Origin of the sequence: Hydrogenophaga sp. BPS33, from assembly GCF_009859475.1 — a bacterium.
GTDB lineage: Bacteria > Pseudomonadota > Gammaproteobacteria > Burkholderiales > Burkholderiaceae_C > Hydrogenophaga.
In genome coordinates, this window is sequence record NZ_CP044550.1 from 18,544 (window position 1) to 32,778 (window position 14,235).

The following is a 14,235-nucleotide window of genomic DNA, read 5'->3' on the forward strand; positions in this document are numbered from 1 at the left end:
TTTACGGCGAACGTCAACTCGCAATCGCCAGTTTCTTCATCTTCTCCCACAAGGTCTTTCGGCTGATCCCGAGAACCTCTGCCGTCTTTCCAACGCTGCCCTCACAGTGCACCAGCGCCTTGCGGATGTGCGCACGCTCGACGCCCTCCAGGATGATCTGAAGAGGCTCGATCGGATCGCTGGACGCGGTACTAGGGGACTTGTCCGGGTACTCCACACTCAAGGGCTCATCGAGCAAGCCGCCATCGCTCATCACCACGGCTTGCTCCAAGTAGGAGCGCAGCTCGCGCACGTTGCCTCGCCACTCGCGTGCCATTACATCGCGCAGGAACAACTCGGACATTGCCAGCGGCCGGCCTTGCTCGACCACCATCTGTGCCAGCAGTCGTTCGGTCAACCAGCGGATGTCTTCAGGGCGTTCACGCAACGGCGGCAGCGCGATCTTGATGACCGCCAGGCGATAGAACAGATCCTCGCGGAACGTGCCCGCGCTCATGTCCGCGTAGAGATCTCGATTGGTGGCGGCCAGGATGCGGAAGTCGCTGTGGGTGGTGCGCTCGGCGCCAAGTCGGAAGAAGCACTTTTCCTGCAGCGCTCGCAGCAGCTTGGCCTGCATGCTCGCCGGCAGATCGCCCACCTCATCGAGAAACAGCGTGCCCCCATTGGCGCGCTCCAGATAACCCTTGTGGGATCGCACCGCGCCTGAGAACGCGCCCTTCTCGTATCCGAAGAACTCGGCTTCGAGCATCGATTCAGGAATGGCCGCACAGTTGACGGCAACGAATTCACGCTGCCCGGCGCGTGGGTCCAGCGTGTGGATCATTTGCGCAGCGACCTCCTTGCCCACGCCGGAGTCGCCGGTGAGCAGCACCGAGACGCGCTGACCCGCGACCTTGCGGACCATGCCTTCGACGCGGCGCATCGCCGGCGAGATGCCCAGCACCGCGTCTTCTTCTGGCGCAAGGCTGAGCGACACAGCCTGGTGCACCAGGCCGACCACATGCTCGATGTCGAAGGGCTTGGTGAGGTACTCCCGCGCACCGGCGCGAACCGCCGTCACCGCATCGTTCACGCTGCCATAGCCGGTCAGGAAGAACCAGGGCAAGGCACGGATGCTGGCAGGCAGCTTCACGAACCAATCGGTTGCCAGGCCATCGGGCAGTCGCACGTCGCTCACCACCGCCGCGGGCGGTGTCTCCAGCGCGTCGGCGGCCTCCGACAGGCGTCGGCACCAGACCACGTGCAGGCCTTCCAGTTCGAATCGCTGCACCAGGGACTCCCCCATGATCGCGTCGTCTTCAATCACCAACAGGGTCTTCATGTCGTTTCCTCCGGGGCCTCTCGGTTGGGCACCTGAAATACCAGACGAGTCTGGCCGGGCTGCGTCGTGTCCAGCTCGAACCGACCACCATGGTGGCTGGCGAGTTCCTGGCAAACCCACAGACCGAAGCCTCGGGGGTCGCGACCGCTTTCTGCCGCCAGGGTGCTGCGAAATTTCTCGGCACTCAAAGGCGGCCCACTGTTGGTGACACAGAACGTCACCTGGGTCTCGTCCGCCTCCAGCCGGGCCGACACGACGCCGTGTTCACCCGCCGCCTTCATCGCATTGAGCAGCAGATTGAGCATCACTTGGCGCAAGGGCGCCGAGGGTACACGCAGCGCGGAGTCAACATCCACTCTGAAACGGATCTCAACCTGCAACTTGCTGGCGCTCACCCGCACGAGCGTGACGATGTCTTCCAGATCCCCGGGTTCCAAGGGGCGGTCATCCATGCGGGCCTGAGGCAGCAGCGCTGCCACCGTGGTCCGGATCTGTTGCAGGCCTCGATCGAGCAGGTCTAACGTACGCGTGCGGATGTCGTCCGACCGACCGTGCAGGCGCAGCGTTTGCGTGGCGGTCAGCAGGCCCGCAAGGGGGTTGTTGATCTCGTGCGCCACGGCCGCTGTCATGCGGCCTACGGCGGCGAGCCGTTCGGCCGAAAGGGCGCGGTCCTCGGCCAGCTTGCGCTGTTCGAGTTCGCCCATGAGCTGGCTGACCGCATCGCCAATGCGGCTCAGTTCGGGGTCTTTGGTCGCCGGCACGGCTCCGCGAAGCTTGCTGGGGTCTTCTCTGCCAATGCGTTCGATCACGGCCACCAGCCGCCCAACTGGTCGGGTCATGCGTTGCCCCACCCACCAGCCCACTGGCACCAGCAGCGCTACCGCGAGTGCGATTGCCAGCAGCGCGGTTTTTGCGAGCGAGGGCCAATCTGGCGCGAACACCGCAGCGTCGACTTCGGTCAACACAAAGCCCAGGGTCTGGCCATCCTCGCTGCGAATGGGATCGACCATCACCACCGATCCGTCGCCTTGGTCGAGCCGTTGCCTGTCGATGATTTCGGATGGAGTTGGCGTGGGTTGGTCGCGCCATGGCTTGCCCAGCAACCCTCGGCCGGTCTCCAGTTTCGCGGGGTCTGAAGCGGCGAACACGCGGCCCTCGGCATCCAGGATCGCCAGGCGGGCCTGTCCTGTCGCCGCACCCGGCACCAACTCGGCGGTATCGCGCAGCAGCGCGAACACGCGCCAGGTGTCGTCGGCCACCATCATGGGGCGCACCTGCGCGATGACCAGGACCACAGCCCTGTCCAGCAGGGACAGGATTTCCTGGCGCGCGTTCTGCGTTGACACGCGCGCTGTGATGCCCGTGACGAGGATGGCTGCGATCAGTACCGCAAGGGACAGGCCCAGCGGGATCTGCACGCGGTAGGGCAGGCGACCCAGCATCAGCCAGTGACCCCGCTACCTGGGACCAATGCAGCTTGGCGCCGAATCGAATCGAACTGCGACGACGCGCCCGCAGAAAACCCGCTGAGGTTCAGCGACCCCAGGAGTTCGCGGCCCACCGGGTCGTTGGCCATACCGAGCAGGGCCGCTCGCAACCGCTCCATGTGAGGGTGAGTGGCTCGGCGCGCCGTCACCAGTGGTGGAAATGCGAAGGGCTCGGATTTCCAGATCACCTCGGTCTTGGCCACCGCCGGCATGCCCTGCAGGCGCATCGTCTCCCACACATAGCCATCGATCGATCCGGCGTGGGCCAGTCGTGCTGCAACTGCTTCAGCCACATTGCGATGGCCGTGGGCGAAGAACGCTCGTTTGAGTTCGCGCGGCGCAATGCCGACGTTCGCCAACTGCGCCTGGGCAACGAGCCAGCCCGAGTTGGACAAGGGATCGGAATACGCGAGCACGCGGTCCTTGAGGTCGCCCCAGCCTCTGAGTCCCTCAGGCGCACCGGTCGAGCGGATCAGGTAGGCCTGGTAGAGCGGATCGCCTTGATACAAGGGCACGGCCAGCAAATTGAGATCGGCCTCGAACCGCACAAAGGGATAGCCGCAGATCCACGCGGCATCCACATGGCCAGACCACAACAGATCGAGGATGGACTGGTAGGACTCGCGCGCCACGAAGTGCACCTCGACCCCCACCTGGGCTCCAAGGTAGCGCCCCCAGCGTGACAGGAACGCGATCTGGTCGGCCAGGATGACCGGGGTGAGTCCGACCTGCAACCGATCGACGCGCGCGGCGGTTGCGGGCCGAACGGCCCAAAGCGTGGCAGCCGCCACGCTGGCGATGCACTCACGTCGTCTCATGCTGTTGTCTCCGGCGTTACTTTTTTGTAACCAGTATTTTTCAGCATTGTTACCAAAACCACCCAAGAAGTCACGCACTCTCGCGCAACCTGTTGATTCATATGGCTTCAGCAGTTGGCACGCGCGTTGCGATGGAAGACGGGTCAGTGATTCCAACCAGGAGACAACATGGAAGACCTCAAGATCGGCCGCCGCTTCTTTTTGCAGTCCGGCGGTGTCGCCGCTGCCGTGGCCGGCAGCACCGTGATTCCCATTCACAACGCCCAAGCCGCCACCCCGGCGCGCAACACCGGCACCACGTTGCCTTACCCGAAGAAGGCGGTCGGTGCGGCCAAGCGCATGCCAGTCAATGAGGTGGTCAGCTTCACCTACCCTGACGCGAGCTCACCTTGCTATGCCATCCGCATGGGCAACGCGGTCCCTGGCGGTGTGGGCCCGAACAACGACATCGTGGCCTTCAGCGCCTATTGCACGCACATGGGTTGCCCGGTGGCCTACGACGGCGGTACGCGCACCTTCAAATGCGGCTGCCACTTCTCGATCTTTGACCCCGAGAACGGCGGGCAGATGGTGTGTGGGCAGGCCACCGAGGACCTCCCCAAGATCCGGCTGGAGTACGACGCGAAAACCGATGCGGTGAGCGCGGTGGCCGTCGACGGCCTGATCTACGGCCGCCAGTCCAACATTCTCTGAGGAGCCCAGTATGTCCACCAACATCAATGACCGCATTGCGCTGCCGCCTAAGGACGCGCAAAAGTCGAACATGACCTGCCACTTTTGCATCGTCGGTTGTGGCTACCACGTTTACAAATGGGACTCCAACAAGGAGGGCGGCCGCCCCGCCAGCCAGAACGCGCTGGGCGTGGACTTCACCAAGCAGGTGCCACCCATGGCCATCACGATGACCAAGGCGATGACCAACACCATCACCGACAAGTCTGGCAAGCGCTGGAACATCATGGTCGTACCCGACAAGGAGTGCGTGGTGAACAGCGGCCTCTCAAGCACGCGTGGCGGCAAGATGGCCTCGTACATGTATGCCCACGATGGCATCGGCAAGGAACGGCTGAAGAACCCGCGCATCTTCCGCGGAGACCAGTGGCTGGACACCGGCTGGGACAACGCCATGGCGCTGTACGCAGGCCTCACCAAGAAGATCCTGGATAACGACGGCCCGAATGCATTGTTCTACGACTGCTTCGACCACGGTGGTGCCGGCGGCGGCTTCGAGAACACCTGGGGCACCGGCAAGCTGATGTTCAGCGCGCTGCAGACGCCGATGGTGCGCATCCACAACCGGCCGGCCTACAACTCCGAGTGCCACGCCACGCGCGAGATGGGCGTCGGCGAGCTGAACAACAGCTACGAAGACGCGCAACTGGCCGACACGATCTTCTGCACCGGTGCCAATCCCTACGAGACGCAGTCCAACTACTTCCTCAACCACTGGGTGCCCAACCTGAGCGGTTCGACGGTGGACAAAAAGAAGCAGCGCTTCCCTGGGGAGACCGCTACGGCGGCAAAGGTGATCATCGTGGACCCACGCCGCACCGCCACTGTCGCGATCTGCGAGCAGGTCGCCGGCAAGGACAACGTGCTGCACCTGGACATTGAGCCCGGGTCGGACACAGCACTGTTCAACACGCTGTTCACTTACGTGGTGGAACAGGGCTGGCACGACAAGGAGTTCATTGCCAAGCACACGCGCGGATTTGATGACGCCGTCAAGACCAACCGCATGAGCATGGAGGATGGGGCCAAGGCCACCGGCATTCCCGTTGCGAAGCTGCGCCAGGCCGCTGAGTGGGCCTACAAACCCAAGGCCTCGGGCCATCGCCCGCGCACCTTCCACCCGTATGAGAAGGGGATCATCTGGGGCAACGACAACTACGTGATCCAGAGCGCGCTGGTGAGTCTGGTGCTGGCCACGCAGAACGTGGGCCGGCGGGGCACGGGCGTGTGCCGCCTCGGTGGACACCAGGAGGGCTACACGCGTCCGCCGTATCCCGGTGACAAGAAGATCTACATCGATCAGGAAGTCATCAACGGCAAAGGCCTGATGTACACGCTGTGGGGCACCAATCCCTTCCAGACCACCCTTAACGCCGAGCAGCACCGCTTGGTGCTGAGCAAGCGCGCCAAGATCGTCAACGAAGCGATCGCGAAGGCCCGGGGCGTGTCCACGGAGCAGATGGTCGATGTCATCTACGACGCCTGCAAGAACAAGGGTGGGATGTTCATCGCCGCAATGAACCTCTACCCGACCATGATCGCGGAAGAGGCGCATCTGCTGCTCCCCGCGGCGCACCCCGGTGAGATGAACCTCACCTCCATGAACGGTGAACGCCGCCTGCGCCTTTCCGAGAAGTTCATGGACGCACCCGGCTCCGCGAAACCGGATTGCCTGATCGCGGCCGACATCGCCAATGCGCTCAAGGCGCTCTACCTGAAGGACAACAAGCCCGACATGGCCAAGCGCTTCGAGGGCTTCGACTGGAAGACAGAGGAAGATGCGTTCAACGATGGCTTCCGCCGCGCAGGCCGGCCTGGCGTCGGACCGATTGACAGCCAGGGCGGTGACACCGGTTACATGGCCACCTACGCACTGCTGCGCAAGGCCGGCAACAACGGTGTGCAGCTGCCCATCCAACGCGTGGAGGGCGAGAAGCTCATTGGTACCGAGATTCATTACGCCGATGGCAAGTTCGACACCAAGGACGGACGCGCCGAGTTCAAGCCCGCGCCCTGGAACGGTCTGCCCAAACCGGTGGCCGATCAGAAGGCGAAACATAAATACTGGATCAACGGAGGCCGCGCCAACGAGGTTTGGCAGACCGCGTACCACGATCAGTACAACGCTTTCGTGCGTGACCGCATCCCGTTGGCCTTTATCGAGATGAACATGGACGACGCGAAGCAACTCGGCGTTGCAGCGGGCGATGTGATCGAGGTCTACAACGATTTCGGCAGCACCTATGCGATGGCATATCCGATCAAGTCTGCCAAGCCTGGCCACACCTTCATGCTCTTTGGCTACATCAAGGGCGTGCACGGCAACGTCGTGACCAGTTGGGTCGACCGCAACGTCATCCCCTACTACAAGGGCACGTGGGGAAGCATCCGCCGCGTGGGCACCGTGGAGGACTACAAGGCCACGCTTTCGTTCAAGGACCGCCACTTCGCTTGAAGACCCCGGGGTGGCCATGCGCCACCCGCCCCTTTCACTGGAGAACCCATGTTTCGTAAGTTTCTGACGCTCGCCGCGCTGGTGGGTACTTTCGCGCCCATCGCCGTACATGCCAATCTGGCATTGGCTCAAAAGAACGCTTGCATGGCGTGCCATGCCGTCGACAAAAAGGTCGTTGGTCCCTCTTATCAGGAGGTCGCCAACAAATACAAAGGCCAGAAGGACGCGGCGGCTGTGCTGGCCGCGAGCATCAAGAAAGGCGGTGCCGGCAAGTGGGGGCCTATGGCGATGCCACCGCAAGCGACTCTCAGTGACGCGGATGCTAAAACCCTGGCCACCTGGATTCTGTCCACCGCAAAGTAGGTTCAACGATGCGGCCCACGCCGCTATTCCGGGAGACACCCATGGACACGTCACTGCAGCGGGCAGAGGAATCTTTGTCACGGATCGCCTTTCGCGAGCCACGTCCAAACCTTGAGTTGCCTGACGGATTTGCGCAGGCGTTGATCACCACGCGCCAGAACGTCTCGCCCAAGCGCCTTGTTGAGCCTGGTCCGTCCGACCTTCAGCTTGAACAGTTGTTTCGCGCGGCCGCAGCCGCACCTGACCACGGCCTCTTGCGGCCATGGCGCTTCGTGATCGTTCCGACGGAACGGCGCGCGGATCTGGCGGAAGTTTTCGCCCTGGCCCTGGTGGATCGCGATCCTGGCGCCACGCTGGAACAGATCGAGTCCGCGCGCGAAAAGGCCCATAGGGCGCCCCTGCTGATGCTGGTGGTGGCCCAACTGGGCGTCGTCGATGCCCAGATTCCCGTGCTGGAGCGCATGATCTCGGTGGGTTGCGCGGTGCAAAACATGCTGTTGATGGCGCACAGCCTGTCGCTAGGCAGCAGCCTCACCAGCGGACAAGCCATGCAGTCACCTCGAATGAGGCGGCTGTTCAACCTTCGTGAAGGCGAGGAGCCGGTGTGTTTTCTGAATGTCGGGACTGTGGCCAAGCGCAAGGCGCAGCGGCGTCACCCCGAGCCACTGGATTTCGTGACGCTGCTCTAGGTCCGCCCTGTCAAGGCCGGAATCTGTGCTCAGCGGTGCGTCCATGTCTTCACCGCGGAAATCAACAAGATCGCTGCCAAGGTCGGCAGCAGCATGCCGGCCGGCACGAGGCCCAGCGCCAAGCCGCCAAGCGCCGCGCCGACCACTGAGCCTGCGGCCATACACAGCACGAACCGTCGGTTGGCCCGCAGCACCTCGAAACTGCTGTCCTGGCTGTACCGCGCGAAGCCCACCAGCATCGTCGGCAGGCTGATGGCCAGCGACAGGCTGCCAGCCAACTTGATCTCGACACCGAACAGCAACACCAAGGTAGGGATCAGCAGTTCACCGCCCGCCACCCCCAGCAAAGCCGCGACGATGCCGATCAGGAGACCAGCCACGACGCCGGCCACCCGCAATGCCGTGCCATCGAGCGCGGGGCCGGCCCCTGCGGGCCCATGACCCAACAGCAACACTCCGGCGATGCCGATCAACAGCGCCGCGATCACGCGCTGCAGCACGATCCCGCGCCAGCGAGTGGCCCATCCCGCCGCCAGCCAGGCGCCCACCAGACTCCCGGCCAGCAGGTTGAGGATCACCGGCCACTGAGCGGCGACTTCTCCCGGTGCCACGGCCCCGCTGCGAAACACCAGCGCAGCCGACACGACCAGCAGGCTGATCGCCTTGTTCACGATCACCGCCGGCAATGCCGCGAAGCCGAACATCAGCAGCAGCGGCAACCGAAACTCCGCGCCGCCCAGGCCGACCAAGCCTCCCAGCAAGCCGACGGCCGCACCTCCACAGAACGCGAAGACGAGCTGGGCGGATGGGTGGTCGCGGGAAGACATGGCGTCAGCGCGCCTTCAACGGCATCACATGCACCAAACGCGCGTCCAGTCGTACACCGAAGCGCGCGCCGGGCACCAGACCCTGACGCTGCGCACCTGACAACGTGAGCACGAGGCGTGCGCCCGGCGCATTGACCAGGACCAGCGTGGCCAATGTGATCTCGCCCAGGTGCCGCGCTTCTTGAACCATGGCGCTGAAGTCATCGGCTCGTTGCTCATTGGGCGCGACAAGGGTGATGCCATCGCTTGGGATAACCCAGTTTACCGCCTGACCAACGGGTACCTTGCCCTTGTCGCGCACGGTCAGCACTGGTGCAGTTGCCGTGCTGCCTTCGTCGCCCACCCAGCGCAACAGCCCATGGCCTTCCACATCGGCGGGACCGAGCCACACCCCTTGGAAACGGTTCTGGATGCCCACCAGGTCGGCCACGCGGGCGTTGCGCGGCGCGTTGTGAATATGGGCAGGCGAACCTTGCTGCAGCACCTCCCCGCCATCCATCACGGCGAGGCGGTCAGCCAGCATGCGCGCTTCGTGCAGATCGTGGGTTACCAGCACGATGGGGATCGCCAGCTCGCGCCGCAGGTCGGCCAGCAACCGGTACAGCCCCTGGCGGTTCATCTGATCCACCGCCGAAAAAGGCTCGTCCAGCAGCAACAGCTTCGGTTCGCGTGCCAGCGCACGCGCCACCGCCACGCGCTGCTGCTGACCACCCGACAACACGGCGGGCTGGCGCGCCTGCTGGTCGGTACTGAGGCCCACATGGTCCAGCCATTGGCGGGCCTGCTTCAGGCGCTCGGTACGCGGCAGGTGCAGCAGCGACAGCGCCACGTTGCCGATGGCGTCCAGGTGCGGCATGAGGGCATAGTTCTGGAATACCAGCCCGACGTGGCGACGCTGCGGTGGCAGGAAGAGTCCCAGCGCCGTGTCGCACCAGACTTCACCGCCGACTGCCACGTGGCCCTGCTCGGGCCGCATCAAACCCGCCAGCACGCGCATGAGGGAGGTCTTGCCGGCGCCAGAGGGGCCCACCAGGGCCAGCAACTCGCCCGCCTCGCAGCGCAGACTGCCGCGCAAGGGCATGGGCTGCGCCTGCTCGACTTCGACGACCAGCGCCAGCCCGGTCTTCAAGTCCGGGCCACTCATCGCCGCACCGCCAGCCGCGCCGACGCAAAGAACGACGCCGCCACGGCGCCCAGCGAGAACAACAGCAACAGCAGCGCCATCTGGTTGGCGCCGGTGAGGTCGAAGGATTGCACGCGGTCGTAGATGGAGATCGCGATCGTCTTGGTCTCACCCGGGATGCTGCCGCCCACCATCAGCACCACGCCGAATTCACCCAGCGTGTGCACGAAGGTCAGCACGCAGGCCGAGAGCACGCCCGGCCAGGCCAGCGGCAATTCAACACGCCAGAAAGTCTGCCAAGCGGAAAGTCCGCTCACGGCGGCGGCTTCGCCCAACTGGCGCGGGATGGCCTCGAAGGCGCGTTGCACCGGCTGCACCAGAAAGGGAATGTTGAAGATCACAGAGGCGATCAGCAACCCGAGGAAGTTGAAGGTGAGCCGAACGCCGAAGGTCTGCTGCACCCAGGCGCCGATTGGCGAGGCACCGCCCATGGACACGAGCAGGTAGTAACCCAGCACTGTGGGCGGCAGCACCAGCGGCAGCACCACCAAGGCCTCGATCCAGGACTTCCCGGCCACGCGCGTGTAGGCCAGCCAGCGCCCCAGCCACAAACCGGAAGGCAGCAGAACGAGCAGCGTGACGGCCGCCAGCTTCAGCGAGAGAAAAAGGGCTTGCCAGTCCACGACCGGGAGTCCTGTCGATGCGTCGCCGACGCGTTATTCCTTGGGCATGGCGAAGCTGTAGCGCACCATGATTTCCTGCGCGGCCGGCGTGGACAGGTACTGGTAGAACGCGCGCGCTTCGGGTGGCGCCCCCTTGACCAGCACCATGCGCTGCACGAGCCGCTTGTGCCAGCTCTCGGGGATCAGTTCGAACTTCGCGCGGCTGGCGAAGCTCGGCGCCAGCGCCAGCGAATAGGCCACGATGCCGCCTTCCGCAGAGCCGGAGATGGCGAACTGCGCCGCCTGCGAGATGTTCTCGCCCAGCACCAGCTTGCCCTCGATGCTTTCCCACAAGCCGGCGTGCTGCAGGGCCTCCTTGCCACGCGCGCCATACGGGGCGTGCTCAGGATTGCCGATGGCGAACTTCTTCAAGCGCCCGTCCTTCAACGCCGCCGCCAGGTCCTTGAGTTGGCCGTCGGGCTTCAGAGCCCCATCAGGAGGCACCATGATGACGATGCGACCGATGGCATAGGTGCGGCCCCGGTCTTCGGTCTTGCCCGCGTCCGCCAACTCGTAGACGAAGTTTTCGTCGGCCGACATGAACAGGTGAAAGGGCGCACCTTGCAGGATCTGGGTCTTGAAATTCCCCGACGAGCCGAAGACCAGCCGGAGCTTGTTGCCGGTGTCTTTCTCGAAGCGATCCGCCACCTCTTCAATGGCGAACTTGAGATCGGATGCCGCTGCCAGCGTGGGCACCGCCTGGGCATGCGATGAGGGAAGCGCAGAGAGGAACAGCGTGGCGGCAGCCGTCCACACCGCAAGTTGACGACGAAGCAAGGACATGAGGTCTCCAGTTAGGCCGTTTGAGGAAGCTTCGATATCTATAGAATTCGATATCGAATTGAAAGTATATCGGTCTTAACTGCCGGCGGACGACCGAGTAGGTGAGAATTCAGCTCATCATGAAAACGACCCTCAGCACCTCGCCGCTGGACGCAAAAACGCGCTTCCGGGTTCAGGTCAAGCACGCGGTAGCCATCGGTCCGGGCAAGGCCGACGTGCTGCAAGCGATTGCAGAAACCGGCTCCATTGCCGAATCGGGGCGCAGGCTGGGCATGAGCTATCAGCGCGTGTGGTCGCTGGTGCGGGCCATGAATGGCGATTTCATCGAGCCGCTAGTGCTGACGCAGCGCGGCGGAAATGCGGGTGGAGGTGCTGCGCTCACGCCCACAGGTGCAGAGACCCTGGCGATCTATCGTGCGATCGAGCGTGATGCGGAACGCGCCGTGACCAAGCGTCTGCCTCAATTGCTGGCACTTATCCGGCCGGAGGCCGGTGCGGATTCGTAGTTTGCAGGTGGCTGGCGCAGGGGGCTCGCGCCAGAACGGCACAGACGCGCATCAGCCTTCAAGCCTTTGCCCCCTATTTGGACCACACCCGCATCCCTGGGCATCCTGATCGACCGAGCAAGCGCTGCCGTTTAATGGCTCGCTGCCAAATGCTTTTGACCGTCTGCGACCTGTCCAGGCCATTGCCGCCCAGACCATCACGGTGATAGACGCGATCACCATGACCACCAGCAGTTCTAGCCCGATCTGGAACTTCACGCCCAGCCATGAAGTCAGGCCAAGCGCTGCCGCACCTCCGAACAGCGGAATCGCCAACGGGATGGTGCAGCAGGCCACGCAAGCGCCGGCCACGCCCAACGCCGCCAGAACAGGCTTCTTCATGAAGTTTCTCCAGTGAATCATTGCGGGTCGATTCCCGTAGACCAACTGTAGAATCTCAAGTAACTTGAGATGCAAGGCCCGCCGTGAAGAATCGAACAACCGTTGCAGTCCCTGCGCCAGAGCAGCTGCCCATCGGTGTCCTGGCCAAGCGCGTCGGCTTTGCCGTCTCGGCCATCCGTTACTACGAGGAAGTGGGGTTGATCCCCGCCGCGATGCGCCGCGAAAGCGGGCACCGCGCCTACCCTGACACGGTTCAGGACGTGCTCATCCTCATCCGGCACTGCCGTGACCTGGGCTTCTCCATCGAAGAGACCCGAGAGCTGGTCACGTTGTCGACCAGTGCCGAGCGCGACTGCGTGGAGGCACGCTCGATCGCTCAAGGGCATCTCACCTCGGTGCGGGCCAAGATGGCCGAGCTGCGCCGCCTGGAGCGAAGCCTGGCGCGATACGTCCAAGCCTGCAGCGAAGGCTGTGTCGGCGGCCCCGCCCCCGACTGCACCATCCTGGCCGACCTGCGCCAAGGCACGCCCGCTTCGGCCGATGCGGTGGGATGCTGTTCGTGAGCCGCCTCACGCTGGAGCGCCATCAGGTCTGGGTCTACCTGGTCGCCATTGGACTGGGGCTGGCCGCGGGCACCGCGTGGCCAGAGATCGGCCCGGCGTTGGAACGCCTGCTGTGGCCCACACTGGCGGCACTGCTGTTCGTGACCTTCCTGCAGGTACCCCTGCTGCACGTGCGGGATGCCCTGCGCGACCGGCGTTTCGCGGTGGCCGTGCTGCTGGGCAATTTTGTTGTGCTGCCCCTGCTGGCCTGGGCGCTGGTGAAGGCATTCGACTTCGATCCGGTCATGCGTCTGGGCGTCTTGCTGGTCCTCCTAGTGCCTTGCACCGACTGGTTCATCACCTTCAGCCAGCTGGGCAAGGGCGACGTGCCGAGAGCGATCGCCATCACACCGCTGAATCTGGTGCTGCAGCTGGTCCTGCTGCCGCTGTACCTGTGGCTGATGGCGGACGCCCAGAGCCTGGGTTCCTGGAACTGGGCTACGCTGGCGCCCGCCTTTTTGATCGTGCTGGTGCCCTTAGCGAGCGCTGTCATGGCCGAGCGGGGGATAGAGACGCATCCCAAGGGCGAACGCTTGCGAGAGGCGATGGCCTGGTGGCCGGTGCCGCTGCTGGCCTTGGTGGTGTTTCTGATTGCAGGCGCGCAGGTGGGCACGGTGCTGGACTCCCTGGGTGAATTGCAAACCATGCTGCCCGTCTTCGTGCTGTTCCTGCTTGCCGCCGCCTTGCTGGCCAAGGGCATCGCGGCTCAACTTCGCTTGCCTGCCGAGCAGGGGCGAACCCTGGCGTTCAGCATGGGCACGCGCAACTCCTTCGTGGTGCTGCCCCTGGCCCTGATGCTTCCCGTGGGCTGGGAGATTGCCGCCGTCGTCATCGTCGTACAGTCTCTGGTGGAGTTGCTCGGTATGGTGGCTTATGTCTGGGTGTTGCCCAGGCACCTTTTCAGATAGAGACGTTCTCGACCCCGACGGGAATGCCTCGCGTCTATTGAACGTGTGAGTTTGCCGAACTCCGCCATCTGGCGCTCAACTCAGTCGCACAACGTCGCTTAGAGCACATCTGACGCGGCCCTCGGCGCGCGCAACGCGAGCGTAGGGTCAAGGAATTTACTTCACCGTCGTCACGACGTAGTCGTCGCCCTCTTTGATGAAGCTGAAGTCGATCTTCTTGTCGACTGCCAGCTTGGCCAGCAGGTCCTTGTCCTTGACCTTAAAGCCCATGGTCATAGGCGGCCAGTTGAGGCTGCTGACAGGACCGTGAGAGATCACGACGCTGCCTGCCTTGACATCAATCTTCTTGATCGTGCCGTTCGCTGCATGCACGGTTTGAGCACCGACAACGGGCTTCTTGGCCATATCCATGCCCTTCATGTCGCCCATGGTTGACTGGGCGAAACTGATGGACGCTGCGGCCATAACGAGGGAAGCGATGGCGATCTTCTTCATGAAAAACTCCTTTGAACGTGGTG

Annotated in this window: 16 protein-coding genes; 7 read left to right on the forward strand and 9 right to left on the reverse strand. The window is 63.8% G+C overall.

Going from position 1 to position 14,235, the window contains the following annotated elements; all coding sequences use genetic code 11:
* Positions 1–13: 13 nt before the first annotated feature.
* From F9K07_RS29460 to F9K07_RS29470, 3 genes are read right to left on the reverse strand one after another with little or no spacing between them, the layout of a single operon-like run.
* On the reverse strand, positions 14–1,321 hold the full coding sequence (locus F9K07_RS29460) for a sigma-54-dependent transcriptional regulator (protein WP_159597180.1): 1,308 nt from the start codon (positions 1,319–1,321) through the stop codon (positions 14–16).
* Positions 1,318–2,763, reverse strand: coding sequence for a sensor histidine kinase (locus tag F9K07_RS29465; protein WP_159597181.1), 1,446 nt, complete (start codon positions 2,761–2,763; stop codon positions 1,318–1,320). Before F9K07_RS29465 ends, F9K07_RS29460 begins: the two co-directional genes overlap by 4 nt.
* Complete coding sequence (locus F9K07_RS29470; RefSeq protein WP_159597182.1) at positions 2,763–3,626, reverse strand: PhnD/SsuA/transferrin family substrate-binding protein; 864 nt, start codon at positions 3,624–3,626, stop codon at positions 2,763–2,765. The genes F9K07_RS29465 and F9K07_RS29470 overlap by 1 nt, the downstream gene beginning before the upstream one ends.
* Positions 3,627–3,794: 168 nt before the next feature.
* On the opposite strand from F9K07_RS29470, the gene F9K07_RS29475 reads away from it, so the two are divergent.
* The 4 genes from F9K07_RS29475 to F9K07_RS29490 are packed head-to-tail and all read left to right on the forward strand — an operon-like array spanning position 3,795 to position 7,865.
* Positions 3,795–4,319 (forward strand): arsenate reductase (azurin) small subunit, encoded by a 525-nt coding sequence (locus F9K07_RS29475; RefSeq protein WP_159597183.1) that lies wholly within the window; start codon positions 3,795–3,797, stop codon positions 4,317–4,319.
* A gap of 10 nt (positions 4,320–4,329) precedes the next feature.
* On the forward strand, positions 4,330–6,813 hold the full coding sequence (locus F9K07_RS29480) for an arsenate reductase (azurin) large subunit (protein ID WP_159597184.1): 2,484 nt from the start codon (positions 4,330–4,332) through the stop codon (positions 6,811–6,813).
* 48 nt (positions 6,814–6,861) lie between these two features.
* Positions 6,862–7,176: a c-type cytochrome gene (locus F9K07_RS29485; protein ID WP_159597185.1), complete on the forward strand. Its 315-nt coding sequence runs from the start codon at positions 6,862–6,864 to the stop codon at positions 7,174–7,176.
* A gap of 8 nt (positions 7,177–7,184) precedes the next feature.
* Positions 7,185–7,865: a nitroreductase family protein gene (locus F9K07_RS29490; protein ID WP_236582115.1), complete on the forward strand. Its 681-nt coding sequence runs from the start codon at positions 7,185–7,187 to the stop codon at positions 7,863–7,865.
* Between the two features lie 29 nt (positions 7,866–7,894).
* Here the strand turns inward: F9K07_RS29490 and F9K07_RS29495 are convergent, their stop codons facing one another.
* Genes F9K07_RS29495 through modA form a run of 4 tightly spaced genes read right to left on the reverse strand, consistent with a single transcriptional unit; the run spans position 7,895 to position 11,320 of the window.
* Positions 7,895–8,692, reverse strand: a complete 798-nt coding sequence (locus F9K07_RS29495; protein ID WP_159597186.1) for a sulfite exporter TauE/SafE family protein — start codon at positions 8,690–8,692, stop codon at positions 7,895–7,897.
* 4 nt (positions 8,693–8,696) lie between these two features.
* Positions 8,697–9,836, reverse strand: coding sequence for an ABC transporter ATP-binding protein (locus tag F9K07_RS29500; RefSeq protein ID WP_159597187.1), 1,140 nt, complete (start codon positions 9,834–9,836; stop codon positions 8,697–8,699).
* Positions 9,833–10,498: a molybdate ABC transporter permease subunit gene (gene modB, locus F9K07_RS29505; RefSeq protein WP_159597188.1), complete on the reverse strand. Its 666-nt coding sequence runs from the start codon at positions 10,496–10,498 to the stop codon at positions 9,833–9,835. The genes F9K07_RS29500 and modB overlap by 4 nt, the downstream gene beginning before the upstream one ends.
* Positions 10,499–10,531: 33 nt before the next feature.
* Positions 10,532–11,320 carry a molybdate ABC transporter substrate-binding protein gene (gene modA, locus F9K07_RS29510; protein WP_159597189.1) on the reverse strand — a complete coding sequence of 263 codons (789 nt, stop codon included), beginning with the start codon at positions 11,318–11,320 and terminating at the stop codon, positions 10,532–10,534.
* 119 nt (positions 11,321–11,439) lie between these two features.
* Between modA and F9K07_RS29515 the strand changes: the two genes are divergently transcribed.
* Entirely contained in the window at positions 11,440–11,826 is a 387-nt protein-coding gene (locus F9K07_RS29515) for a winged helix-turn-helix domain-containing protein (RefSeq protein ID WP_159597190.1), read from the forward strand.
* A gap of 51 nt (positions 11,827–11,877) precedes the next feature.
* Here F9K07_RS29515 and F9K07_RS29520 read toward each other — a convergent pair whose 3' ends face one another.
* Positions 11,878–12,207, reverse strand: a complete 330-nt coding sequence (locus F9K07_RS29520) for a hypothetical protein (protein WP_159597191.1) — start codon at positions 12,205–12,207, stop codon at positions 11,878–11,880.
* A gap of 83 nt (positions 12,208–12,290) precedes the next feature.
* On the opposite strand from F9K07_RS29520, the gene F9K07_RS29525 reads away from it, so the two are divergent.
* On the forward strand, positions 12,291–12,770 hold the full coding sequence (locus F9K07_RS29525; protein ID WP_159597192.1) for a MerR family transcriptional regulator: 480 nt from the start codon (positions 12,291–12,293) through the stop codon (positions 12,768–12,770).
* On the forward strand, positions 12,758–13,717 hold the full coding sequence (locus tag F9K07_RS29530; protein ID WP_159597193.1) for an arsenic resistance protein: 960 nt from the start codon (positions 12,758–12,760) through the stop codon (positions 13,715–13,717). Before F9K07_RS29525 ends, F9K07_RS29530 begins: the two co-directional genes overlap by 13 nt.
* 156 nt (positions 13,718–13,873) lie before the next feature.
* Here the strand turns inward: F9K07_RS29530 and F9K07_RS29535 are convergent, their stop codons facing one another.
* On the reverse strand, positions 13,874–14,212 hold the full coding sequence (locus F9K07_RS29535) for a copper-binding protein (RefSeq protein ID WP_159597194.1): 339 nt from the start codon (positions 14,210–14,212) through the stop codon (positions 13,874–13,876).
* Positions 14,213–14,235: the final 23 nt, after the last annotated feature.

Coding starts and splice junctions, on each gene's coding strand:
- F9K07_RS29460 (WP_159597180.1), bottom strand. CDS start 1,321: ATGAAGACCCTGTTGGTGATTGAAGACGACGCGATCATGGGGGAGTCC.
- F9K07_RS29465 (WP_159597181.1), bottom strand. CDS start 2,763: ATGCTGGGTCGCCTGCCCTACCGCGTGCAGATCCCGCTGGGCCTGTCC.
- F9K07_RS29470 (WP_159597182.1), bottom strand. CDS start 3,626: ATGAGACGACGTGAGTGCATCGCCAGCGTGGCGGCTGCCACGCTTTGG.
- F9K07_RS29475 (WP_159597183.1), top strand. CDS start 3,795: ATGGAAGACCTCAAGATCGGCCGCCGCTTCTTTTTGCAGTCCGGCGGT.
- F9K07_RS29480 (WP_159597184.1), top strand. CDS start 4,330: ATGTCCACCAACATCAATGACCGCATTGCGCTGCCGCCTAAGGACGCG.
- F9K07_RS29485 (WP_159597185.1), top strand. CDS start 6,862: ATGTTTCGTAAGTTTCTGACGCTCGCCGCGCTGGTGGGTACTTTCGCG.
- F9K07_RS29490 (WP_236582115.1), top strand. CDS start 7,185: ATGCGGCCCACGCCGCTATTCCGGGAGACACCCATGGACACGTCACTG.
- F9K07_RS29495 (WP_159597186.1), bottom strand. CDS start 8,692: ATGTCTTCCCGCGACCACCCATCCGCCCAGCTCGTCTTCGCGTTCTGT.
- F9K07_RS29500 (WP_159597187.1), bottom strand. CDS start 9,836: ATGAGTGGCCCGGACTTGAAGACCGGGCTGGCGCTGGTCGTCGAAGTC.
- modA (WP_159597189.1), bottom strand. CDS start 11,320: ATGTCCTTGCTTCGTCGTCAACTTGCGGTGTGGACGGCTGCCGCCACG.
- F9K07_RS29515 (WP_159597190.1), top strand. CDS start 11,440: ATGAAAACGACCCTCAGCACCTCGCCGCTGGACGCAAAAACGCGCTTC.
- F9K07_RS29520 (WP_159597191.1), bottom strand. CDS start 12,207: ATGAAGAAGCCTGTTCTGGCGGCGTTGGGCGTGGCCGGCGCTTGCGTG.
- F9K07_RS29530 (WP_159597193.1), top strand. CDS start 12,758: ATGCTGTTCGTGAGCCGCCTCACGCTGGAGCGCCATCAGGTCTGGGTC.
- F9K07_RS29535 (WP_159597194.1), bottom strand. CDS start 14,212: ATGAAGAAGATCGCCATCGCTTCCCTCGTTATGGCCGCAGCGTCCATC.